The organism is Burkholderia sp. BCC0044 (assembly GCF_902832955.1).
Taxonomy (GTDB): domain Bacteria; phylum Pseudomonadota; class Gammaproteobacteria; order Burkholderiales; family Burkholderiaceae; genus Burkholderia.
Window position 1 is genome coordinate 183,150 of sequence record NZ_CADFDO010000003.1, and the last position, 24,172, is coordinate 207,321.

The following is a 24,172-nucleotide window of genomic DNA, read 5'->3' on the forward strand; positions in this document are numbered from 1 at the left end:
AGCGATCCCATTATATCGGATATTCATCGCGACACGCTGCAACAAGCTTCGCTACCCGGCCGCCGAAAACAAAAAATTCCCTTTACTTTCAATCGCCTGGGAAATTTCACAAAAGCCCGCGCCCGCACTGGCACGCTCCTCGCTAAATAGAAGACGCCGGATGTCCCGCTGGCCCACGAGCCAGGGTTCACAAAGCCCTGCTGGTGCGCCGCCGCCGAACCTCGTTCGTCGCGGCAGCGCATGCCGCCATGGACAGACGAAGGCAAAGGGGCGCGCGCCAGAATGCCTCGCCTGGGTTCGAATCCCGGGGCGCCCCATTGTTCGGAAGCTCAGTCAGGTGGAGCAGCCGGCGAAAGCCGGCCGGTGGCGGGTTCGAATCCCGCTCGAACGCTGTCCGCAAGGACGGTCTCGTATGAAAGCAGTACCCGCCGGTGCGGGCCGACAGGCCCGCCGCGCGTCGGGCCGGTTGCGGTTCCGCGCGATCGGCCGGGCGGCCGCACGGCCCGCGCGAAGGCGCACGACGACGCGATGCAGGATGCGTCGCCGTGCACTTCGACGCGGGGCCGGCGCGCCGCCCGCCCGGTTGCGTCGCCCCGCGATCCGCACGATGCGTGTCACCCGGCGGCCATCGAAGAAAAGGACAAGAATATGTGGATGCGACATGTAGTGAAAAAGAACGAACGCGCGCTGCTGATGAATGAGGGCGATTTCGTGAAGGTGCTGGAACCGGGCGTGTTCAAGGCCTTCGATCCGTTCAAGCGCCTGTCGGTGCAGACCGCGCGTCTCGATGCGCCACTCGCCGACGAAGCGCTGGCCGATTACCTGCGTCACGACGCACAGGACGTGCTCGCGCAGCATTTCGTCGCGATGGATCTCGCCGACGATGAAGCGGGCCTGCGCTACGAAGACGACGTGCTCGTCGAGATCCTGGCACCGGGCACGCGCCGGCTGTACTGGCGCGGCCTGACCGCGCATCGGCTGGAGCGCATCGATCTCGCGCAGGACAGCATGCTGCCCGCCGCGCTCGTGAAGCGCATCGCGCAACCGGCGTTGCGTGCACGCGGCGTGGCGGGGCTCGCGGGCGTGCTGCTGGCGCAGGTGCCGGCGTACCACGTCGGCGTACTGAAGATCGACGGCAAGATCGAGCGGTTGCTGGCCGCGGGCGTAGCGGCGTTCTGGCGCTTCAACCGCGACGTCGCGGTCGAACTCGTCGATCTGCGCTTGCAGGCGATCGAAGTCGGCGGGCAGGAAATCCTCACGCGCGACAAGGTCGCGCTGCGGCTGAACCTGTCGGCGACGTGGTGCTATGCGGACGTGCTGCACGCGTTCGGCCAGTTGCAGAAACCGGTCGAACACCTGTATCGCGAGCTGCAGTTCGCGCTGCGTTCGGCGGTCGGCACGCGCTCGCTCGACGAGCTGCTGGAGGACAAGCAGTCGCTCGACGACGTCGTGATCGCGCAAGTGCGCGCCCGTCTGAACCAGTCGGGCGTGGACGTGCGCAGCGTCGGCGTGAAGGATATCGTGCTGCCGGGCGACATGAAGACGATCCTCGCGCAGGTGGTCGAAGCGGAGAAGTCCGCGCAGGCGAACGTGATTCGCCGCCGCGAGGAAACGGCGGCCACGCGTTCGCTGCTGAACACCGCGAAGGTGATGGAAGAGAACCCGACCGCGCTGCGGCTCAAGGAGCTGGAAACGCTCGAGCGCGTCGCGGAACGGATCGACCGCATCTCGGTGTTCGGCGGTCTCGACCAGGTGCTGAACGGACTCGTCAGCATCAAGGGCGCGTAATGCAGGATCCGGCGCGATGCAGATGACTCGCGCCGGATCCCGAAATGAATCAGGTGACGCAAATGACAGACATGGATTATCAGGTGATGGAGCTGGCGAACGGCAAGCCGGTGAAGATGTGGACGCAAGGCGTCGCCGTCGAAGAGGAAGCGCGCACGCAACTGCGCAACACCGCGCAGATGCCGTTCATCTTCGGCCACGTCGCGGTGATGCCGGACGTGCACCTCGGCAAGGGTTCGACGATCGGCAGCGTGATTCCGACGAAGGGCGCGATCATCCCGGCCGCGGTCGGCGTCGACATCGGTTGCGGGATGATGGCCGCGCGCACGACGCTGACGGCATCCGACCTGCCGGATTCGCTTGGTGGGCTGCGCAGCGCGATCGAGCGCGCGGTGCCGCACGGCCGGGCGCCGGGCCGGCGCGATCCGGGCGCATGGGGCGATCGCACGCCGGCCGCCGTGACCGAAGCATGGAAGTCGCTGCAACCGGGCTTCCAGCGGATCGTCGACAAGTATCCGAAGCTGGAAAAGACGAACCACTATGCGCATCTCGGCACGCTCGGCACCGGCAATCACTTCATCGAAGTGTGCATCGACGAAGCAGACCGCGTGTGGTTCATGCTGCACAGCGGCTCGCGCGGCGTCGGCAATGCGATCGGCAGCCTGTTCATCGAACTCGCGCAGGCCGACATGCGCCAGCACATCGCGAACCTGCCGGATCGCAACCTCGCGTATTTCACCGAAGGCAGCCGGCACTTCGACGATTACGTCGAAGCGGTCGGCTGGGCGCAGGACTACGCGCGACGCAACCGGCAGGCGATGATGGACGCGGTGATCGGCGCGGCACGCGGCGTGATCGCCCAACCGTTCTCGGTCGACGAGCACGCGGTGAACTGCCACCACAACTACGTGCAGCGCGAACGCCACTTCGGCGAAGACGTGCTCGTCACGCGCAAGGGCGCGGTGTCCGCGCAGAAGGGGCAGCTCGGGATCATTCCGGGCTCGATGGGCGCAAAGAGCTTCATCGTGCGCGGGCTCGGCAACCCGGAAAGCTTCTGCTCGTGCAGCCACGGCGCGGGCCGGACGATGAGCCGCACCGAAGCGAAGCGCCGCTTCACGGCCGACGATCAGGCGAAGGCGACGCAAGGCGTCGAATGCCGGAAGGACGCGGGCGTCGTCGACGAAATCCCGATGGCCTACAAGGACATCGACGCGGTGATGGCAGCCCAGCGCAGCCTCGTCGAGGTGGTGCATACGCTACGTCAGGTGGTGTGCGTGAAGGGATAGCACGGTGTGCGGCCGATGGCCCGCGGCCGCGCACAACGAAAGGAAAACGACAACGATGAAAACCGACAAGACAATGACGACCGTGCGCAGCGCGCATCCGATCGACCCGGCGGTGCGGGCGCGCGTGATGGCGGAGCTCGCGGAAGTCGAGCGCCGCCATGAGGTAAGCGTGCTGTTCGCGTGCGAATCGGGCAGCCGCGGCTGGGGATTCGCGTCGCCGGACAGCGATTACGATGTACGCTTCGTGTATGCACACCGGCGCGACTGGTATCTGAGCGTTGAACCGCAACGCGACGTGATCGAGCGGCCGCTCGACGACGAGCTCGACGTCAGCGGCTGGGAATTGCGCAAGGCGCTGCAACTGTTGCGACGCTCGAACCCGACGCTGCTCGAATGGCTCGACTCGCCGGTCGTGTATCGCGAAGATGCGCGCTGGGCGCCGCGGCTCAGGTCGCTGGCATCGGCGTTCTTCTCGCCGGTACGCGGGCGTCATCACTACCTCGCGATGGCGAAGAAGAATTTTCGCGGCTATCTGCAAGGCGATACGGTGCGTTACAAGAAGTACCTGTACGTGCTGCGGCCGCTGCTCGCGGTGCGCTGGATCGACATGGGGCTCGGCATGCCGCCGATGCGCTTTGCGGACCTCGTCGACGGCACCGTGCACGAGCCGACGGTGCGCGCGGAGCTCGACGCGTTGCTCGCGCTGAAGATGAGCGCGAACGAAAGCGAATACGGGCCGCGCCGGCCGGCGATCCACGCGCTGGTCGAGACGATGCTCGCCGATGCCGAACACGATCGCGAATACAAGCGGCCGTGGGGCGACGTGGCGATGCTCGACGCGTTCCTGCGCGACGTGGTCGACGGCCGATGAAACGTGAACGGCGCGATGCCTCCGGGGATCGCGCCGTTTTTGCATCCGCACTCGTCCGATCAATGCAGGCCAGCAACGCCCGTGCCTGCGTACTACGTGTCGTCGTCACGATCGCAGCCCATTGCGGCGGTATACTCGATGCCGTTCGCCAAAGCGCGCCGCCGCATGCGCCGCAGCCTTCGACCTGCCCCGCTTGCTGACGATGCGCTTGCAGTCCGACGTCTTCCGCCCGCCCACACACAGTCGATACGAACCGTCATGTCGCACCGCCTTTCGCTCGCCATCGCCGCCCTCCTCGCCATTTCCCCGATCGTTGCCAAGGCTCGCCCGCTCGCGCGGCCGCCGGTCGAGCGCGAGTTCAAGAGCTGGTCAGTCGTCTGCGACAACGGCAACCGCTGTATCGCGGAAAGCCACGCCGACGATATCGACGATGCGCGCACCGGCCTGATCCTGCGCGTGACGCGCGATGCCGGCCCGGACGCGCAGCCGTCGCTCGACCTCTACGCATCGGCGCCGGTCGACTTGCGCACGGCACGCGTCGACGGCCGACCGTTCGATGCGATGCCCGCGCAATGGCATGCGTTCGGCGACAAGACCGACGACGAAGCCCACCCGTTCCGGATCCGGACCAACGATCCGGCAACGGTGGCCGCGTGGCTCGCCGCGGCGCGTAATGCACAACTGCTGAGCTTCGGCGATCCGGCCGCGGCGGCCACCGCGCGTACGCCATTGTCGGGATTGAATGCCGCGCTGCTGCTGATCGACGACACGCAGGGCCGTGTCGGTACCGTCACGGCGCTGCTGCGCCCAGGCACCCGGCCTGCATCGTCGGTGCCGGCCGCGCCGGCGTTGCCGCCCGCGGTCACGCCCGCGCCGCCGGCCGCCTCGGCCCTGTCGGCCGCCGAACAGCGTCCGCTCGTCGACGCGGTGCTCGCGAAATTCGGCGCCGACGTGAAGCAATGTGCGGCCGATGTCGAAGACGAAATGTCGGCGAGCGACCGCAGGAAAGCGTCGCGCGCCGTCGCGATTTCGTCCGACGAGGCGCTCGTCGCGATCCCGTGCCAGACCAGCAGCCTGTATAACCACACCGACCTGTGGTATCGCGTACGCCGCACCGCACCGTATGCGCCGGCCGCGATGAACTTCGGCGAAAACGCGAGCGCGGGCCTCGATCCGGCGTCGTTCGCGAACGAGCTGACCGACGCCGCCTATGATTCCGCCAGCGCGACGCTGTCGAGCACGGTCCGGTTGCGCAGCGCCGGCGATTGCGGCTCGACCGCGTCGTGGGTCTTCGACGGCCGGCGCTTCGTGCTCGACGGCCTCGCGACGCACAGCACCTGCAATGGCCTGTTCCAGGCCCAATGGCCGCGACTGTATCGTCGGGCCGATGCGGCCGACAGCCCACACTGACGCGTCACCTCACGCGGCGCCGACGATCGAGATCGAGAACCCGTCCCTTCTGCACGGCTGTCGTCATGAGCGTCGGTCGGCCGCGGGGCGCGGGAGGCGGTCCTTCGCACTACCCCATAAGCAACCCACCATTCGTTCTAAGGACAGCCGCACACGTGCTCCTATAATCGCCGGACGGCAGGCCCCCTCGACCTTCACAACAACAAACGGAGCACCCATGACCGATCAGGCCCATTCGAACTGGCGTCTCGAAACCATCGCCGTGCACGGCGGTTATCGTCCCGACCCAACCACGCGCGCGGTCGCCGTCCCGATCTACCAGACCGTTGCGTACGCATTCGACGATACGCAGCACGGCGCCGACCTGTTCGACCTGAAGGTCCAGGGCAACATCTACACGCGGATCATGAACCCGACGACGGACGTGCTCGAGCAGCGGATCGCCGCGCTCGAGGGCGGCATCGGTGCGCTCGCGCTCGCGTCGGGACAATCCGCCGTCACGTACGCGATCCAGACGATCGCCGAAGCCGGCGACAACATCGTGTCCGCGAGTTCGCTATACGGCGGCACCTACAACCTGTTCGCGCACACGCTGCCGCAATACGGGATCACCACGCGCTTCGCCGATCCGCGCGACCCCGCGTCGTTCGAGCCGCTGATCGATGCGCGCACGAAGGCGATCTTCGCGGAATCGGTCGGCAACCCGCTCGGCAACGTCACCGACATCGCCGCGCTCGCGGAAGTCGCGCATCGCCACGGCATCCCGCTGATCGTCGACAACACGGTGCCGTCGCCGTACCTGCTGCGCCCGTTCGAGCACGGCGCGGACATCGTCGTGCACTCGCTGACGAAGTATCTCGGCGGGCACGGCACGAGCCTCGGCGGCGCGATCGTCGATTCGGGCAAATTCCCGTGGGCCGAGCACGCGGATCGCTTCAAGCGGCTGAACGAGCCGGACGTCAGCTATCACGGCGTCGTCTATACCGAAGCGTTCGGGCCGGCCGCGTATATCGGCCGCGCCCGCGTGGTGCCGCTGCGCAACATGGGCGCGGCGATCTCGCCGTTCAATGCATTCCAGATCCTGCAGGGCATCGAGACGCTCGCGCTGCGGGTCGAGCGCATCAGCGACAACGCGCTGAAGATCGCGCAGCATCTCGCGCGCCACGAGCACGTCGAATGGGTGAACTATGCGGGCCTGCCCGATCACCCCGACCATCCGCTCGTCGCCCGCTACCTGTCGGGCCGCGCGCCGGGCATCCTGACGTTCGGCGTGAAGGGCGGCCGCGACGGCGGCGCGAAGTTCCAGGATGCGCTGAAGCTGTTCACGCGGCTCGTCAACATCGGCGATACGAAGTCGCTCGCGACGCACCCGGCATCGACCACGCATCGTCAGTTGTCGCCGGCCGAACTCGCGAAGGCCGGCGTGAAGGAAGAAACGGTGCGGCTGTCGATCGGCATCGAGCATATCGACGACCTGCTCGCCGATCTCGACCAGGCGCTCGCGCAGCTTTGAGCGGAACGGGCGCGCCGGCTCGTCGATGCGCCCGCAACGAACCGCTTGACCCTGGAGCGGCTTCAAGGTGTTCAATCCCCGGTTGATGCCGGGGCGACGCCCGGCGCGTACGATCGTGCAGCGCAGCGTCCGCTGCCGCACGCCAACCGCCGAGAGGACTCATGACACCGACCGCGAAGCTTGCGCTGCTCACGTTACCGCCCGTGCTGGCGGCCTGTTTCGGCGCGCTCGCGGCCGCGTGGCGCGCGCCTGGCCCGAAAACGTCGAGCGTGATCCAGCATTTCACCGGCGGCATCGTGTTCGCTGCCGCCGCGCTCGAACTGCTGCCACAGGACCGCGCGCACGCGCTGTTTCCGGTGGTCGTCGGCTTCGTGCTCGGGATCGCGCTGATGCTGGCGATCCGCGCGCTGTCGGGTGCGATCGAGACGCGCTTCGAGGAAGCGCGCTTGCCGGTGAGCCTGATCGTCGTCACCGCGATCGACCTCGTCGTCGACGGCCTGGTGCTCGGCATCGCCTTTTCCGCGAGCGACGAAAGCGGCATCATCCTGACCGTCGTGCTGACGCTCGAGGTGCTGTTCCTCGCGCTGTCGGTCAGCGCGGCGCTAGCCGCGGCCGGCATCGGCCGCATGCTGTCGATCGTCGTGCCGGTCGCGCTCGCGGCGCTGCTGAGCATGGCGGCCGTCGCCGGCAATGCCGCGTTCGCCGGGCTGCCGGCGAATATCTATGCGGCGCTTCTGGGGCTGGGCACCGTCGCGCTGTTGTACCTCGTCACCGAGGAACTGCTGGTCGAAGCGCACGAGGTGCCCGAAACGCCGTTCGCGACGGCTTCGTTCTTCATCGGCTTCATCGTGTTCTTCCTGATCGAGGGATCGGTGAAGGCCGGGTAAGCCGCGCGCGACGGCGTGACGGCTACCAGGTGGTCGCGCCCGTCGGATAGGTGTCGACGATACGTGTGCCATTGACCGGCGTGACACCCTCGTTGCGCAGCGCGGTCCACAGGTCGATCGCATGTTCGCGTGACTTGCGGCTGCCATCGTCGGTCAGCACGTTCAGCGCGATCACTTCGCCGCGCGTCGTCAGTTGCAGTTGTTCCTTCAGCTTGCGCGACTGATGCGACGCGGTACGGACGTCGCCGAGTGCGATCCGTTTCTCCGTGACGGTCGGTTCGCCACCGGCGTCGGCCGGCACGAACGTCAGCCGGCCGTTGTCGACTTCGCATTGCCCGCGCGTGAACGTCGCGGTCCACGTACCTGCCGGCACGGACGCCCATTCGCAGCGCATCCGCTCGCTCGCGCGGCTACCGGCGTCGTGCTCCGGTGCGTGCGACAGCGCACGTTCCGGCCAGCCTGCCGCGAACGCGGCCATCGACATCAGGCACGCCGCCAGTACGATTCCTTTAGCGATATCGAGCATCGCACTCTCCTTTCCATCATGCGGCCGACGAGCGTCATCGCGATCGGCCGAGAATGAACGATCAAAGCACCGCGAAGCGGTTGTCATGCGCATCGACCATCGGCGTCTTCTCGCCGCGATGCACGGTCGAGCGATGAATTTCCCGATTGCGCGCGACTACGGCCGGGCTCGCCGGATAGTCGTGATTCGGGCTCGGGATCACGCCATCGTGACGTGCACGCACCAGCTCCTGAATCACCTCCTGACGGCTCTTCGGCTGCGCGGCCACGGCCTGCGAGAAAGCGGCGATCGACAGCGCGGCAGCGGTAATGGCGATCATCCGGCGCGGAATGTTCATGGGGTTGGCTCCTTACTGGAATTCGGTGACAGGAGCCTTCACTTTGACCCTGCGGCGGTGCGGATTCGTGATCGCTTCATGACGGTTTCGTCATCGCCACGAATCTCGCGCATCGCACTCCGAATGAAATTTTCCGCATGTTTCAGCGCGCATGACACCGCGATGACATTTTTCTCATTTGTCCCTCACCGTCACGATCCGAACGCTTTCCAGAATCGCCAGCGCAATCGCGATATGGCGGCCCGTCGCTACTCCAGCGCGGCGCCGGCATCGAACGATGCACGAACAATCATCTTGAACTTCAGGGATACACGATGAAAACTCCAGTTCGGCTTGTCATGATGTCAGGGGCGCTGCTGACGACCGCACCTGCGGCACACGCAACGGAAGTCACGCTCTACGGCCTGTTCGATACGTCGCTGACGGTTGTATGGAATGCCGATGCGCAAGGCAGGAACCTCGTCGGCCTCGGTAACGGCAACCTGCTCGGCAATCGCTTCGGCGTGAAAGGCGCGGAGGATCTCGGCGGCGGGCTCAAAGCGATCTTCACGCTGGAAAACGGCTTCAACCCGAACACCGGCGCGCTCGGTCAAGGCAACCGGATGTTCGGCCGGCAGGCGTTCGTGGGCCTCGACAGCGCGCGCTGGGGGACGCTGACGCTCGGCCGCCAGTACGACGCGCTCGCCGATGTCGCATGGCCGATCACCGGCGATTTCCACTTCGGCAGCGTGTACGCGACGCCCGGCGACGTCGATAACTACGACACGTCGTCGCGCACCGACAACGCGGTGAAGTACACGTCGCCGGTGGTGGCCGGATTCCAGTTCGTCGGCATGTACGCGCTCGGCGGCGTGGCTGGCAGGAGCGGCGCCGGGCAAACCTGGTCGGCCGGCCTGTCGTACAACCACGGGCCGTTCGACGCGGCGGGCGGCTACTACTACGCGGCCAACCGCTCCTCGCTCGCCAACGGCATCCGGACCGGCTGGAATGGCACGTCGGACGGCACGTTCGACGGGTCGCTGGTCAACGGCGGCTACCTCTCCGCGAAATCGATCGGCATCGCGCGCGGCGCGTTGCGCTACACCTTCGCGCCGTTCACGATCGGCGTCGACTACAGCAATGCGCAGTACAAGGCCGATGCGATGTCGGCGTTTCGCAGCACGCAGAAGTACGACACCGCGCGCGGGTTCTTCAACTATCAGGCAACGGCCAGCCTGCTCGTCGGCGTCGGCTACAGCTACACGAAGGCCCGCGGCGATACGAGCGCGACCTACCATCAGGTGTCGGCCGGCGCCGACTACGTGCTGTCGAAGCGCACCGACCTCTATGCGGTCGGCGCATGGCAGCGCGCGAACGGCGAACAGCGCACGCTCGACGGCGGCACGCAGACGGCCCAGGCGTCGATCGGCTCGTATGGCTATGGCGGCACGCGCACGCAGGGCATCGTCAATCTCGGGCTGCGCCATCGGTTCTGACCTCGGCGGCCACCTACGCGCGCTGCGTGACGAAAATTTCATGTTTCGATCAGGTTCGCGATGCGCAGCGTCGCTACGATCGGAACGGTAGCGGGCCCTGCCCGTTCCCGTCCACGCAGCGGGTCGATGCCGCATGGCACGATCACGCATTGGGCCCGGACTCGTCGAGTGCCGGGCCGTTTTTTACGCGTGTCCGACGATCACCGCGAGGAATTGCGCTGCGGGTACACGCACGGATGCGTTTTCACATACAGGTTCGGATTGCCGCAGCGATGGCCGGCATAGTCGGTCTGCTCGCCTGGCGTCAGGTTGGCCGGCACGGGCTTACGCGCGGCGGCGACGGACGCAGTTTCCGTGACGCCGGAACGTGTCGATGCGCAGCCCGCGAACAAGGGGACGATCAGGACTGCGATCAAGGCGAAGCGAATGGCGGGACGATGCAATTTTCGATCCGGAATGAAAGTCTGAAAGGAGCCACCCGCTATCGACGCTGCTGTCGCGACCGGCATGAACGCCGCCGGCCTGACCGGCCAACGGCAGACTTCATGTTCCGCTTCCCGCTCATCGCACCCATGACGCGAACATGACGGTTGCGTCATGTCGATCGAGTTCGCACGGTGCCTCCTCGCGCCCCGCAATCTGACGCATTTTTCATCTCGCGATCACGATCACGCACGGCTGCTTTCGCATACTGGGTCCATGGTTCGCCACCCGGCGGCCTCGATCAAGGAGAACACTCGATGAAAACCGCAAAACTCGCAGCACTGTTCGTCACCGCCACGCTGTCGCTCGGCATGGCCACGCAGGCCGCGTTCGCCCAAACGCAAACGCAAGGCAAGTCCCGCACGCAGGTCGTCAACGAACTGAAGCAGGCGCAGCACGACGGCATCGTACCGATCAGCAAGACGCAGTACCCGCCGACCGGCGAAATCGTCGCGCGCAACAAGGAGCTTCACGGGATTTCGGTGCATGGCGGCGAGAAGAAGCCGCAGACCGACAACCACGACGCCCTGACCGCAAAGCAATGATGCGCGGCCCCACCGCCGCCGGCAGCGCGCCGCGCGCGGCCGCGTCACGGTGAACGCGCGGGCGTACCCGCCCGCGCTGTCAGGTGCGGATGGCGGCCGGCCGTTCCGGCTCGGCCGGCCGTCGCGGAAAGCGCAGCCAGAAGGTCGTGCGGCGGCCCGGCTCGCTGTCGACGCCGCACTCGCCGCCGTGGTTGTCCATGATCGACCGGACGATCGCGAGGCCGAGCCCCGTGCCCGACGCCGAATTGTGCCGCGACGGATCGACGCGATAGAAGCGTTCGAAAATCCGCCCGACATGTTCCGCCGCGATGCCGGGCCCCGTATCCGACACGGCGATCGTCGTCGCGCCGCCCTGCTCGACGCAATCGATCGTCACGACGCTGCCGCGCGGCGCATAGGTCAGCGCATTCGACAGCAGGTTGCTCAACGCGCGCTGATACAACGTCAGATCCGCATCGACCCACGCGTGACCATCGACCTTCACGGTCACGCCCTCATCTTCCGCGAGCGGCTCGTAGTAGCCGGCCACCCGCTCCGCCTCCTCCGCCGCATTCAGCCGCCGCACGCTGATCGACGTGCCGGCCTGTTCCGAACGCGCGAGAAACAGCATGTCCTCGATCATTCGCGACAGCCGCTGGTATTCGTCGATGCTCGACTCGATCACGCTCCGGTATTCGTCCGCGCTGCGCGGTTGCGACAGCACGACCTGCGCGGCCGCCTGCAGGTTCGTCAGCGGCGTGCGCATGTCGTGCGCGAGATTCGACGAGAACTGGCTCAGCCGCGTGAACGATTCGTTCAGCCGCGCGAGCATCCCGTTGAACGCATGCTCGAGCTCCTTCAGCTCGCCGGACGTATCGAGCTCCGGCAGCGGATGCGCGAGCCGGCTCGTCGACATCTGCTCGGCGCGCGCCGCGAACCGCCGCAGCGGGCTCAGCCCGAGCGCGGCGATGCCGTACGCGATCGCGGCCGCGAGCACCACGCCGAACACCTGGATCACGACGATCGTATAAGCATGCGTGCGCAACAGCAGCACGTCGGCGCTGCGGTCGTACTGCACGACGACGCGCACCACGGGCGCCCCCGCGCCGGCGAGCGGCACGGTCGTCAGCAGATACTGGTGCCGCTCGCCGGGCGGCGCGACGCCGAACGGCACGCGCCCGACGCTCATCGACAGCAGCGGCGCATACGGACGGAAGCCCGGCGTGCCGACGAGGCGCATGCCCGTGGCATCGAAGATCGCGAGATCCATGTTCGGATGACCGTGCAACTGGTCGATCCAGATATCGGGGTTGCGCGCGACGTCGGCCGCCGTGCGCGCCTCGGCCAGGTGCGCCCCCAATGCGGCGGAGATGCCGGCCATCTGTTCGGCCGCGGTCGTTTCGACGCGGTTGCTCAGCGCTTCGTACAGCGCGACGCCGCTCGACGCGAGGATCACCGACGTCGACAGGATGATCAGCGCGGTCAGCCGGCCGCGCAGCGTCCGCGGCAGCAGGCGCGCGATCATGCGGCCGCGCCGCCGCGCGTCTCGAGCACGTAGCCCATCCCGCGCACCGTGTGGATCAGCTTCGGTTCGTACGCGTCGTCGATCTTCGAGCGCAACCGGCGGATCGCCGAATCGACGACGTTCGTGTCGCTGTTGAAGTTCATGTCCCACACCTGCGACGCGATCGTCGCGCGCGGCAGGATCTCGCCTTCGCGGCGCATCAGCAGCCACAGCAGCGCGAACTCCTTCGCGGTCAGCAGGATCGTATCGCCCTGCCGCGTGGCCTTGCGGCGCGTCAGGTCGAGTTCGAGATCGGCCACGCGCAGCGTGTTCGAATCGCGCGGCTGGCCGCGCCGCAGAATCGACTTGATGCGCGCGGTCAGCTCGACGAAGTCGAACGGCTTCGCGAGATAGTCGTCCGCGCCGAGCTCGAGCCCCTTCACCCGATCGCCGACGTCGTCGCGCGCGGTGAGGAACAGCACGGGCGTCGACTTGCTGCGCCGCAGGTTCTGCAGCAGCGTCCAGCCGTCCTGCCCGGGCAGCATCACGTCGAGCACGAGCAGGTCGTACTCCTCCGTTTCGGCCTGGTGCTGGCCGGTGATGCCGTCCTCGACCCAGTCGACGACGTAGCCGGCCTCGGTCAGGCCCTTGCGCAGATACGCGCCCGTCTTCGGTTCATCCTCGACAATCAGAATTCGCATCACGCATTACCCTTGAAGAAACCCAGCCGGCGCAGCACGCCCGCGCCGAAACCGCCGCGCAACGCCGCGCGCCACGACACCGCATGGCTCACGCGGTACAGCACCGGCAGCACCAGCAGCGTCAGCGCGGTGGACGACAGGATACCGCCGATCACGACCGTCGCGAGCGGGCGCTGCACCTCGGCGCCGGTGCCGGTCGCGAACGCCATCGGCAGGAAGCCGAGCGACGCGACCAGCGCGGTCATCAGCACCGGCCGCAGCCGCGTGAGCGCGCCGTCGTGCACGGCCGCGTCGAGCGGCATCCCTTCGTCGCGCAGGTTGCGGATGAACGAGATCATCACGAGGCCGTTGAGCACGGCCACCCCGGACAGCGCGATGAAGCCGACCGCCGCCGTGATCGACAGCGGAATCCCGCGCAGCCACAGCGACACGACGCCGCCGCTCAGCGCGAACGGAATGCCGGTGAACACGAGCAAGCCGTCCTTCACGTTATTGAACATCACGAACAGCAGCACGAACACCATGAACAGCGCGAGCGGCACGACGAGCTTGAGCCGCTCGCTCGCGCTTTGCAGTTGCTCGAACTGACCGCCCCACGACACCCAGTAACCGGCCGGCACGCGCACGTCCTGCTGCAACTGCTCGCGCGCATCGGCGACGAACGAGCCGACGTCGCGGCCGCGCACATTCGCGCTGACGACCACTCGCCGCTTGCCGTCCTCGCGGCTGATCTGGTTCGGGCCCGGCGCCACGTCGATCGTCGCAAGCTCGGCCAGCGGCACGTACGGCGCCGCCGCGAGCGGCGCGCTGGCGCCGGCGGCGGGCGCGGGCAGCGCGATCGGCAGCCGCTTGATCGCCTCGATATCGGTGCGCAGCTCGTCGGGCAGCCGCACGACAATGTCGAAGCGGCGGTCACCCTGGAACAGCGTGCCGGCCTTCTGCCCGCCGACGGCAGCGGCCACCGAGTCCTGCAGGTCGGCGACGCTCACGCCGTAGCGCGCGAGCTTGTCGCGATCGAGGTTGACGGTCAGCACCGGCAGGCCTGTGGTCTGCTCGACCTTCACCTCCGACGCGCCCGGCACCTTCTGCAACGCGGCCGCGATCTGCTCGCCGGTCTGGTTCAGCACGGCCATGTCGTCGCCGAAGATCTTCACGGCGACGTCGCTGCGCACGCCCGAGATCAGCTCGTTGAAGCGCAGCTGGATTGGCTGCGAGAACTCGTACGCATTGCCGGGCAGCTCGGCGAGCGCGTCCTCGATCTCGCGCACGAGCTGGTCGCGCGGCTTCTTCGGGTCGGGCCACGTGTCGGCCGGCTTCAGCATGATGTAGCCGTCCGACAGGTTCGGCGGCATCGGGTCGGCCGCGATCTCGGCCGTGCCGGTGCGTGCGAACACGCGCTCGATCTCGGGGAAGCGCGCCTTCAGCGTCTTCTCGATCGACTTCTGCATCTCGACCGACTGCGACAGGCTCGTGCCGGGAATCCGCAGCGCGGACACGGCCAGATCGCCCTCGTTCAGGCTCGGGATAAACTCGCTGCCGAGCCGCGTCGCGAGCCCGAGCGTGACGAGCACGATCGCGCCTGCCCCGATCATCACGCGCGCGGGGCGCGTCATGAACGCGGCGAGCACCGGCTCGTACGCGCGCCGCGCCCAGCCCATCAACCGGTTCTCCTTCTCCTCGACCCGCTCGCCGATGAACAGCGCGACGGCCGCCGGAATGAACGTGACGGTCAGCACCATCGCGGCCGCGAGCGCCATCACGACGGTGATGGCCATCGGGTGGAACATCTTGCCTTCGACGCCGGTCAGCGCAAAGATCGGCAGGTACACGACCATGATGATCAGTTGCCCGAAGATCAGCGCGCGGCGCGCCTCCTGCGACGCGCCGAATACTTCGGCGAAGCGCTCGTCGCGCGTGAGCGGCCGCCCGGCCGCCGACTGCGCATGCGCGAGCCGCCGCACGCAGTTCTCGACGATCACCACCGCGCCGTCGACGATGATCCCGAAATCGAGCGCGCCGAGGCTCATCAGGTTCGCGCTCACCTTCGCGTTGACCATCCCGGTGAAGGTCATCAGCATCGACAGCGGGATCACGAGCGCGGTGATCAGCGCCGCGCGGATGTTGCCGAGGAACAGGAACAGCACGGCGATCACGAGCACCGCGCCTTCGAGCAGGTTCTTCTTCACGGTGGCGACGGCCTTCTCGACGAGCACCGTCCGGTCGTACACCGGAATCGCCTTCACGCCGGCCGGCAGTGTGCGGTTCACGTCCTCCATCTTCGCGGCGACGGCCTTCGACACCGTCCGGCTGTTCTCGCCCATCAGCATGAAGACCGTGCCTAGCACGACTTCCTCGCCGTTCGACGTCGCGGCGCCGGTGCGCAGCTCGCGGCCGATGTCGACCACGCCGACGTCCTTCATCCGCACCGGCACGCCGCCGACGTTGGTCAGCACGATGTTCGCGATGTCGTCGACGGTGCGCGCCTGGCCCGGCACGCGCACGAGATACTGCTCGCCGCGCTTTTCGATGTAGCCGGCGCCGACGTTGTCGTTGTTGCGTTCCAGCGCCCGGACGACGTCGGCGAGCGTCAGCCCGTACGACATCAGCTTCGCAGGATTCGGCGCGACGCGGTATTCCTTCACGTAGCCGCCGATCGAGTTGACCTCGGTCACGCCGCGCACGTTGCGCAGCTGCGGCCGCACGACCCAGTCCTGCAGCTCGCGCAGGTCGGCCGCCGTATAGCGCGTGCCGTCGGGCTTGCGTGCGTTGGCGTCCGCTTCGACGGTCCACAGATAGATCTCGCCGAGGCCCGTCGACGTCGGTCCCATCGCGGGTGCGATGCCGGCCGGCAGCTTGTCCTTCGCTTCCTGGATGCGCTCGTTGACGAGCTGCCGCGCGAAGTAGATGTCGGTGCCGTCCTTGAAGATCACGGTGACCTGCGACAGCCCGTAGCGCGAGATCGAGCGCGTCTGTTCGAGCCCCGGCAGCCCGGCCATCACGGTCTCGACCGGATAGGTGATGCGCTGCTCGGCCTCGAGCGGCGAGTAGCCGGGCGCGGACGTGTTGATCTGCACCTGCACGTTCGTGATGTCGGGCACCGCGTCGATCGGCAGCCGCTGGTAGCTGAACACGCCCAGCGCGGCCACGGCCGCGATCGCCAGCATCACGAGCCAGCGGTGCGCAATCGCAAAGCGGATCAGGCGCTCAAACATGTCGGGATTCCTTGAAGCGGGGCACGGTCGCCCGCACCGGACGAGCCGCGCGGCCAGTCAGCCGGCGGATCGGAAAGCGGGCCGCATAGCGGGCCGCCAGTCGCGCCACGGCGCATGCGTCGTGCTGCTCATTCATGTTCCGCGCTCCCCTTGCCGAGCTCCGCCTTCAGTACGAAGCTGTTCGATGCCGCGTATTCCTGGCCGGCCTTCAGCCCCTTCAGCACTTCGGTCGCGCGTTCGTCGCGCCGCCCCGTTTCGACGGCCTGTGCGACGAAACCCTTCGGCGAGCGCACGAACACCGACGGCGCGCCATCGACGTCCTGCAGCGCGTCGCTCGCGACCGCGAGCGGCACGCCCTGCTTGCCCGCGTCGACCGACACGTTCACGAACATCCCCGGGCGCCACACGCGATCCGGGTTCGGCAGCACGACGCGCGCCGGCGCGGTGCGCGTCTGCTCGCCGAGCAGCGAACCCACGTATGCGATCGGGCCGCTGGAGCGCGATTCGAACGCGGTCGCGCTCACCGTTGCGTCGCGGCCGACGCGCACGTCGTTGAGCCGCTGCGCCGGCACTGCCATCTCGGCCCATACGGTCGACAGGTCGGAGATCACGAACATGCTCGCGTCGGCGGCAATCGCTTCGCCGGGCGTCGCATGCTTCTCGACGATCGTGCCCGCGAACGGCGCGCGTAGTTCATAACGGTTCAGCGCGCCCGCGCCGACCGGCGCGTTCAGCGCGGCGAGCTTCTGTCGCGCGTTCTGCACGGCGATCTCGGCCTCGCGCAACTGCACCTGGGCCTGCTGGTAGTCCTGCTCGGCCGAGATGCGTTCCTGCCACAGCGTGCGTTCGCGCTCATAGGTCGCACGCGCGCCCGACAGCCGGCGCTCGGCCGTCAGCAGTTCGCTGCGGCGGTCGGCCAGATCGGTGCTCGCGATCACCGCGAGCACCTGCCCCTTCGCGACGTTCTGCCCGAGCGACACCGCCACCTGCTCGACGATGCCGGCCACGCGCGGCACCACGTGCGCGGTGCGGTCCTCGTTGAACCGGATTTCGCCGGGAAGCTGGAACGGCGTCGCGATCTGCGCGGGGCCGGCCTTCGCGAGCGCGATCTTCGACGTCGCCAGTTGCGCGTCGGTCAATGCGATCGCGCCGTCGGCGCGCGCGAACGGGAACGACGCGGCGTCGTTGCCGGCCTTCACGTCGATCGTCGCATCGAACACGTGCGGCTTCGCAATCGACTGCGCGGACACGAACTTCTGGCCGGCCGCATCGAACCGCAACGGTTCCTGCGCGCGGTCGTAGCGCACCAGCGTGCCGGACACGGTGACGCCCTTGTCCACCGGCTTGCCGTCGACGAACGGATAGACGACGAGCCGCGCGTCGCCAGGCTTTTCCGTCATCACGATCTCGACGGACAGCTTGCCGCGCTTCAACACGACACCGCCGTGCGCGCCGGCGTCGGCGCCGTCGGCCGGCTGCGCGGCTTCGGCGGCGGTCGGCGCCGATGCGCTGCTGCCGCTCCGCGTGACGGCGAGCGCGCCGATCACAATCCCTGCGCCGCCGAGCACGGCCACCGCGATAACGAAAATTCTGCTGCGTGACATGATGATCCTTCCGGTAAGAGGGGCGCTCATTGCGCGACGGCCGCGAGCGGCGTGCCGACGAGCCGGCCGATATCGGCGCGGGCCGCATGGGCGCCGGCGAGCGCTCGCACGTATTGCGACTGCCCCTGGAACAGCGTGCGCTGTGCGTCGAGCACATCGAGGAAGCTGAACTTCCCGAGTTCGTAGCCGCGCGACATCGCATCGAGCGCGAGACGCGCGGCGGGCAGGATGTCCGACTTCAAGCGCTGCGCTTCCTGCTCGGCCGCCTCGAAATTCGCGTACGCCTGCGTCAGCTCCAGCCGCAAGCGCGTGCGTTCGCGATCGAGATCGGCGTTCGCGCGCTCGGCCTTGTGCGTCGCCTCGAGCAGCGCGCCCTTGTTCGTGTTGAACAGCGGAATCGGGATCGACACGCCGACCACCGCCTGGTTGTCCGGCACGCCGCCCGTGGTCACGCGCTTCACGCCGGCGCTGACCGTCACGTCCGGAATGCGCCGCGCGCGCTCCAGCGACACGGCCGCGTTCGAGCGCAGCATCTCGGCGCGCGCGACCCGCGCGAGCGGCGCGTCGTCGAGTTGCACGGTCAGCGCGGACAGCGGCTCGACCGGCGGCACGGTTTCCAGGTCGCCGCGCACCGCGAGCCGATCGTTGCGCGCTTCGCCCATCACCGCGTTCAGCTTCTCGCGCGCGACCTCGACACGGCCGCGCGCGGTCACGACTTCGATCTGCACGCCGGCCGCCGCGACCTGCGCCTTGGTCGCCTCGACCGGCGACACCTTGCCGGCCTGCGCGCGGCGCCCCGCGAGATCCGCCGAGCGCGCGGCGATCGCGGCCGATTCCTCGGTCACCTGAAGCTGACGCTGCGCGGCGAGCAGCCCGTAGAACGCGGCGATCACGTCGGCGCGCACGGCCGCACCCTGCTCGTCGAGCGACGCGTTGGCCGCCTCGCGGCCGTAGGACGCGACATCGAGCCGCGCGCGGCGCTTGCCGCCCAGTTCGATGGTCTGGTTGATCAGCGCGGTCGACGTGCGTTCGGCTCGGCTGAAGCCTTCCTGCAGGAACGACACTTCGGGGTTGGGGCGCGCGCCGGCCTGCATCAGCGCGCCGGCCGATGCATCGACATCGGCGCGCGCGCCGCGCAGCGCCGGATTGTTCCGGGCTGCGACCGCGAGTGCATCGGAAAGCGTCAATGACGACTCGGGAAGCGTATTGGATGGGGGTGCGCCGATCGGCGTCGCGCTGCCGATGGCGGCCGTGGCCGGCCCCGGCGACGGCGATGGCGATGGCTGCGCATGAGCCGTCGCGGCCATCACGAAGACGATGGCCGCGACGAGGTTGAGCTTGAGCATGTTCGGTTCTGCGGTAACGGTTCGCGACCGATGCTACGGAGCGGCCGCAGTGCGAACATGAGGCGAAGATGATATTTCCGTCATGTTGGGCGCAACCGTACGCAGACGTGCGGTGCCCTGGGGGCGGCGTCCCGTTTTTGACGATCAGGAAGATTCGATGAGCGCGCGGCGCGATGGCCGCACGAAAGAATGCAGAGGTTCGGGGATCCGGCACGTGCAGGCGACACGCGCCGCGCGTGAATCAGGTGATGCGCTGCTTCCCCCGCCGCCGCTGCACGAGCCAGTCGATCAGTTGCCGCCCGTCGCGTTCGCCGAACCAGCGCGCATGCCCGATCAGATAGCCGTCGTACGCGATATCGACGATCGCCGGCGCATCGATGATGCAGCCGAAATACGCGACTTCCGACAGCGCGAACTCCGTATGCACGATCGGCAGCAGCGCGACCAGCGCCGCGTACGCATCGTCGCTCAGCGGTTCGAGCGATTCATAGCCGTCGAGCAGCGCGTCGATCTGGCCGTATTCCACGCGTCGCGCATCGGCCGGCGCCATCCAGTCGACCGTATTGCGCTCGATCGCGAGCGCGAGATCCATCACCGCGCAGGTGCGGTCCGACAAGCCGAAATCGAGCACGGTCCGCACCTGCGCACCGGGCTCCGCAGCGGTCCACAACAGGTTCGACGCATGCCAGTCGCCGTGCGTCCACAGCGGCGGCAACGCGGGCAGCAGCGGCACGAGACGCGCGTGATACGGGCCGATCGCATCGGCCACGTCGCCGCGCCAGTCGCGCGAGCCGAGCGCGCGCACGAGCAGCGGCTGCGCATCGACCCAGCGTTCGAGCGCGTCCGCCAGATCGGCGGACGACAGCACCCGAAAACTCGACAGCAGCGTGCGCACGGGCCGCGCAGGCGCATCGTAGCCGGCCGACGCGCGATGCAGTTCGGCCAGCGCGCGGCCGGCCGCGTACGCATGCGAAGGATGCGTGAACGGCTGCCACGACATCACGCCGCGATACGGATCGACGCCAGGCGCGAGCACGTGCACCTCGTACGTCCACTCACCGGACGCGAACGCGGTCGCACCGTCGCGATCGGCCAGCACGTCCACCACCGGCATCCCGCGCGCGCGCAGATGCGCGATGAAACGATGCTCCTCCTCGAGCCCCGCGACATCGCGCAAGCTTGCGTGATGTCGCTTGACGAACAACCCGCGCCCGTCCGCCATCCGCACGAGCACCGCGGCCGCGAACTGCCGCGGGCTGTGCCACGTCAGCCGCACCGGTTCGCCCGCGCCATCGATCCGCGCGAGTACGCCCGCCACTTCGTCGTGCGTGATCAACGGCCAGTCGCGTTCGGCCTGTTCGCCGTCCACGCCGAATTGCGGCGGCGCGACGTCGCGCGACAGGGGGCCGTCCGGCTCGAGGGGAAATGACATGAACGGCGTTGCTCCGTAGTTGAATCCGTGCGCGAATCAGCGCGCGCCGCCGCCCGATGCGAGCGGGCCGCCGGCGGCCGCCCGCAACGCGGCGGCGGTCCGGCTCCAGTCGCGCCAGCCGACGACGGCCAGTCCGATGAACAGCGCATAGAGCCCGGCCGTCAGATACAGTTCCTTGAACGCGAACATCCCGACGTACACGACGTTCACGACGATCCACAGCCCCCACGACGCGATGTAGCGCCGAGCGGTCCAGTATTGCGCGACGAGGCTGAACGCGGTCAGCGACGCATCGACGAACGGCAGCGCCGCATCGGTCCAGCGCGCCATCATCCCGCCGAGCAACGCGCTGCCGATGACCGCCGCGATCAGGTCGGGCAGCATCCTGAGCGGGCGCACCCCGGTCACGGGCGCGACGTCGCCGGCTGGCGCCGCACCGCCGTCGGCACCGCCGCCTGCCTCGCTCGCGCGCTGCGCGAGCCAGCGCTGCCAGCCGTACACCTGCAGCACCGCGAACGCGCCCTGCAGCAGCATGTCCGAATACAGCTTCGCATCGAAGAAGATCCAGCCGTACAGCGCGACCGACGCGAGGCCGACCGGCCAGCACAGCATGCGCCGCTTCGCGGTCAGCCAGATCGCGAGCGCGCTGACGATCACGCCGGCGATTTCGAGTGGGGACATCGTCTGTGCTCTCCTGGTGGGCTGCCGGGGCCGCGCGTCACGCGGCCGAACCCGGTCGATCAGAAATCATAGGTCAACGATACGCGCGCGGTACGCGGCGCACCCGGGAACAGGTACGCATCGCCCTGCTGCTCGCCTGCATCGCGCCAGTAGAACTTGTTGAACAGATTGTCCACCGACACGCGCAACACCGTGCGATGGCCGCCGATCTTCGTCGTATAACGCGCGCCGAGATTGAACACGAACCACGACGGCACGCGCGCGGTGCCTTCCTCGTTCGCGTTGCGCGCCGCGCTGTATTCCACGCCGCCGAGCACGTTCAGGCCCGCGACGCCCGGCACCGCGTAGTCCGCATACAGCGACGCGCGCAGCGCGGGCACGTTGATGATCTGGTGCCCTTCGTAGGCGGGCGACCCCGAATCGACCGCGCGGGCGCGAATCGCCGCGACGCTGGCCGTCAGCCCCAGCCGCTCGGTCACGCGCCCGGCCGCGCCGAGTTCGATCCCCTGATGCCGCTGCGTGCCGCGCTGCACGAACGTATAACTGGTGCCCGACGCATCCGGGTCCGCGAACTGGAACGGCTTGCTGATCGAGAACACGGCGGCCGTGAGGCTCAGCCGGTCGAGCCAGTCGTATTTCGCGCCGACCTCGATCTGGTGCGATTCGACCGGCGGCAGGAACGCATACGCGTTGGTCGCGCGCACGGGCGCCTGGTCGCCGAGCGACAGCGCCTTGCTGTACGACGCATACAGCGACAGCGCGTTCACCGGCTTGTAGACGAGCGCGACCTGCGGCAGGAACACGGAGCGGTCGGTGTGCGTCGCGTCACCGTCGAGACTGCTCCAGCTGCGCTGGCGCAGCAGCACTTCCTTGCCGCCCGCGAGCACCTGCCAGTGTTCGCCGAGGCTGATGCGGTCGAGGCCGAACACGCCGTACTGCCACGAATCGAGTTGCGGATACGACGGCCCGGGCGTGTTCGGCGACGGTGCAAACGCAACGTCGGGCCCGTAGATGTTCTCGCTGCCGACATAGTCGTACACGGCGGTCGCCATGTGCACGACGCGGCGCTGCACGCTCACGCCGAGCGTCAGTTCGTGCCGCAGCGGCCCCGTCGCGAACTTGCCGGTCGTGACCGCGCGCAGATCGTCGTTGCGCCGGTATTCGCCGGGGCTTCGAAAGTCGTACACGTCGTAGTCGCCATTCGCGCCGAAGAAGAACGGCGACGTCGCGCCGGCCGCGCAGCTCGCCGCATACGAGCAGCCGTACGCGAACGCGCTGTTGTCGTCGATCATCGTGCGGCTGCGGCCCGCGGCGATGTACGCCTTCCAGTCGTCGTTGAACTGGTAGTCGAAACGCGCGTTCAGGTTCAGCGCATCGGTCGTCACCGGTTTCGCCCACGGCTGCGTGCCGAGCGCCTTCGACGTCGTCTTCACCGACGGCACGACGGTGCCGCCCAGCAACTGGTAGCCGGGCGCGGAACGCTGGATCCACTGCTGGAATTCGGCATTGAGTTGCAGGCTCGCGCGCGGGCTGATGTCCCAGTCGGCGGCGATCGAGCCGAACGTGCGCCGTCCGTTCGTGCCGTCGATATAGGAGTGCATGTTCTCCTTCGCGGCATTGATCCGGAACCCGAACTGATTGCCCGGGCCGAAGCGGCGGCCGAGATCGACGGCCGCCGACGTCGAGCCGCGGCTGTCGACGCCGCCCGTCACGCTCGCGACGTTCGCGGCGCGCTTGGTCACGAAGTTGATCACGCCGCCGGGCGCGACGACGCCGCTGTCGATGCCCGCGAGCCCTTTCAGGATCTCGACGCGCTCCTTGTTCTCGAGCGGCACGTTCTGCTCGCCGGACACGGTCAGCCCGTCGATCCGGATCGCGCTCGCGAGATCGACCGGAAAGCCGCGGATCGCGAAGCCTTCGAAATAACCGACCGGCGCATAGTCGTTGACGACCGACGCATCGTTGCGCACGACGTCGCTCAGCCGCTTCGCCTGCTGATCGTCGATCAGCGCGCGCGTGATGACGTTCACCGACGCCGGCGTATCGCGCAGCGGCGCGTCGTCGAGCCCCGCGACTGACGCTTCGCGCGCGCGCAGCGGCTGGCCGCGCTCGCCGTTCACCGTGATCGCGGGCAGCGTCGCGTTGCCGGTCGCATCGGCGCCCGGTGCGGGCGTGTCGCCCTGTGCCGCGGCCGCCTGCGCCGCGAAAAGCGTGACGCCGAGACCGACACCGAGCCCGACCTTCACGCGCCGCCGCCGTGCGGGCGCCGTTGTTGTTCTATTCACCGTCATTGTTCTGGATGGAAAACTCGCCATTCGACCTGTCGAAACCCGTTACGAAGCTGCGAAGCGTGCGCCCGCACGCACCTCGGCGTCCATCGACGGACGCGTGCCGTCGACACGCTATTCATCGGACGAACCGCACCCCGCGGCATGCAAGCGAGCCGACCGGTCGGAACAACACAGGATGGGGCATCGGATTCGGATGGCGCGCCGGGAACCGACGCAGCGGCCGACGCGATCGTCGGATGCGCCTGTCGGGCGGCCGGCTGCGTCGCGCGGTCGTGTCATGCGGGGGACGCTTCGAACGCCC

At 67.9% G+C, this 24,172-nt stretch carries 20 protein-coding genes and 1 tRNA gene; 9 read left to right on the top strand and 12 right to left on the bottom strand.

Annotated elements, in window-relative coordinates:
• Positions 1 to 318: 318 nt before the first annotated feature.
• The 7 genes from HWX14_RS17780 (at position 319) to HWX14_RS17810 (ending at position 7,755) form a co-directional block, all read left to right on the top strand.
• Positions 319 to 391: transfer RNA gene (locus HWX14_RS17780), tRNA-Phe, on the top strand.
• A 257-nt stretch (positions 392 to 648) separates the two neighbouring features.
• Complete coding sequence (locus HWX14_RS17785; RefSeq protein WP_175883756.1) at positions 649 to 1,788, top strand: slipin family protein; 1,140 nt, start codon at positions 649 to 651, stop codon at positions 1,786 to 1,788.
• A gap of 62 nt (positions 1,789 to 1,850) precedes the next feature.
• On the top strand, positions 1,851 to 3,074 hold the full coding sequence (locus HWX14_RS17790; protein WP_279611817.1) for an RtcB family protein: 1,224 nt from the start codon (positions 1,851 to 1,853) through the stop codon (positions 3,072 to 3,074).
• Between the two features lie 55 nt (positions 3,075 to 3,129).
• Positions 3,130 to 3,945 carry a nucleotidyltransferase domain-containing protein gene (locus HWX14_RS17795; RefSeq protein ID WP_175883757.1) on the top strand — a complete coding sequence of 272 codons (816 nt, stop codon included), beginning with the start codon at positions 3,130 to 3,132 and terminating at the stop codon, positions 3,943 to 3,945.
• Between the two features lie 258 nt (positions 3,946 to 4,203).
• Positions 4,204 to 5,355, top strand: a complete 1,152-nt coding sequence (locus HWX14_RS17800; RefSeq protein WP_244130258.1) for a DUF1176 domain-containing protein — start codon at positions 4,204 to 4,206, stop codon at positions 5,353 to 5,355.
• Positions 5,356 to 5,572: 217 nt separating this feature from the next.
• On the top strand, positions 5,573 to 6,868 hold the full coding sequence (locus HWX14_RS17805; RefSeq protein WP_050014496.1) for an aminotransferase class I/II-fold pyridoxal phosphate-dependent enzyme: 1,296 nt from the start codon (positions 5,573 to 5,575) through the stop codon (positions 6,866 to 6,868).
• A 161-nt stretch (positions 6,869 to 7,029) separates the two neighbouring features.
• A complete protein-coding gene (locus tag HWX14_RS17810) occupies positions 7,030 to 7,755 on the top strand; it encodes a hypothetical protein (RefSeq protein ID WP_175883759.1) in 726 nt (241 codons plus the stop codon).
• A gap of 22 nt (positions 7,756 to 7,777) precedes the next feature.
• Here the strand turns inward: HWX14_RS17810 and HWX14_RS17815 are convergent, their stop codons facing one another.
• A complete protein-coding gene (locus HWX14_RS17815; RefSeq protein WP_175883760.1) occupies positions 7,778 to 8,281 on the bottom strand; it encodes a hypothetical protein in 504 nt (167 codons plus the stop codon).
• A gap of 61 nt (positions 8,282 to 8,342) precedes the next feature.
• Complete coding sequence (locus HWX14_RS17820) at positions 8,343 to 8,618, bottom strand: DUF4148 domain-containing protein (protein WP_175883761.1); 276 nt, start codon at positions 8,616 to 8,618, stop codon at positions 8,343 to 8,345.
• Positions 8,619 to 8,932: 314 nt separating this feature from the next.
• Between HWX14_RS17820 and HWX14_RS17825 the strand changes: the two genes are divergently transcribed.
• Positions 8,933 to 10,093, top strand: a complete 1,161-nt coding sequence (locus HWX14_RS17825; protein ID WP_175883762.1) for a porin — start codon at positions 8,933 to 8,935, stop codon at positions 10,091 to 10,093.
• Positions 10,094 to 10,293: 200 nt separating this feature from the next.
• Here HWX14_RS17825 and HWX14_RS17830 read toward each other — a convergent pair whose 3' ends face one another.
• Positions 10,294 to 10,602 (bottom strand): hypothetical protein, encoded by a 309-nt coding sequence (locus HWX14_RS17830; protein ID WP_175883763.1) that lies wholly within the window; start codon positions 10,600 to 10,602, stop codon positions 10,294 to 10,296.
• A 231-nt stretch (positions 10,603 to 10,833) separates the two neighbouring features.
• Here HWX14_RS17830 and HWX14_RS17835 point away from each other — a divergent pair, with 231 nt between their 5' ends.
• Positions 10,834 to 11,121 carry a DUF4148 domain-containing protein gene (locus HWX14_RS17835; RefSeq protein ID WP_175883764.1) on the top strand — a complete coding sequence of 96 codons (288 nt, stop codon included), beginning with the start codon at positions 10,834 to 10,836 and terminating at the stop codon, positions 11,119 to 11,121.
• Positions 11,122 to 11,200: 79 nt separating this feature from the next.
• Here HWX14_RS17835 and HWX14_RS17840 read toward each other — a convergent pair whose 3' ends face one another.
• From HWX14_RS17840 to HWX14_RS17880, 9 genes are all read right to left on the bottom strand, one after another.
• A complete protein-coding gene (locus HWX14_RS17840; protein WP_175883765.1) occupies positions 11,201 to 12,625 on the bottom strand; it encodes a heavy metal sensor histidine kinase in 1,425 nt (474 codons plus the stop codon).
• Positions 12,622 to 13,305, bottom strand: a complete 684-nt coding sequence (irlR, locus tag HWX14_RS17845; RefSeq protein WP_034205392.1) for a heavy metal response regulator transcription factor IrlR — start codon at positions 13,303 to 13,305, stop codon at positions 12,622 to 12,624. The genes HWX14_RS17840 and irlR overlap by 4 nt, the downstream gene beginning before the upstream one ends.
• A complete protein-coding gene (locus tag HWX14_RS17850; protein ID WP_175883766.1) occupies positions 13,305 to 16,517 on the bottom strand; it encodes a CusA/CzcA family heavy metal efflux RND transporter in 3,213 nt (1,070 codons plus the stop codon). Before HWX14_RS17850 ends, irlR begins: the two co-directional genes overlap by 1 nt.
• On the bottom strand, positions 16,510 to 16,653 hold the full coding sequence (locus tag HWX14_RS17855; protein WP_175883767.1) for a hypothetical protein: 144 nt from the start codon (positions 16,651 to 16,653) through the stop codon (positions 16,510 to 16,512). Before HWX14_RS17855 ends, HWX14_RS17850 begins: the two co-directional genes overlap by 8 nt.
• Positions 16,646 to 18,121: an efflux RND transporter periplasmic adaptor subunit gene (locus HWX14_RS17860; protein ID WP_175883768.1), complete on the bottom strand. Its 1,476-nt coding sequence runs from the start codon at positions 18,119 to 18,121 to the stop codon at positions 16,646 to 16,648. Before HWX14_RS17860 ends, HWX14_RS17855 begins: the two co-directional genes overlap by 8 nt.
• 26 nt (positions 18,122 to 18,147) lie before the next feature.
• On the bottom strand, positions 18,148 to 19,467 hold the full coding sequence (locus HWX14_RS17865; RefSeq protein WP_175883769.1) for a TolC family protein: 1,320 nt from the start codon (positions 19,465 to 19,467) through the stop codon (positions 18,148 to 18,150).
• A 241-nt stretch (positions 19,468 to 19,708) separates the two neighbouring features.
• Positions 19,709 to 20,899 (bottom strand): phosphotransferase, encoded by a 1,191-nt coding sequence (locus tag HWX14_RS17870; RefSeq protein ID WP_175883770.1) that lies wholly within the window; start codon positions 20,897 to 20,899, stop codon positions 19,709 to 19,711.
• 36 nt (positions 20,900 to 20,935) lie between these two features.
• Positions 20,936 to 21,580 carry a nicotinamide riboside transporter PnuC gene (gene pnuC, locus HWX14_RS17875; protein WP_175883771.1) on the bottom strand — a complete coding sequence of 215 codons (645 nt, stop codon included), beginning with the start codon at positions 21,578 to 21,580 and terminating at the stop codon, positions 20,936 to 20,938.
• A 59-nt stretch (positions 21,581 to 21,639) separates the two neighbouring features.
• Positions 21,640 to 23,871, bottom strand: coding sequence for a TonB-dependent siderophore receptor (locus tag HWX14_RS17880; RefSeq protein WP_175883772.1), 2,232 nt, complete (start codon positions 23,869 to 23,871; stop codon positions 21,640 to 21,642).
• Positions 23,872 to 24,172 lie beyond the last annotated feature (301 nt).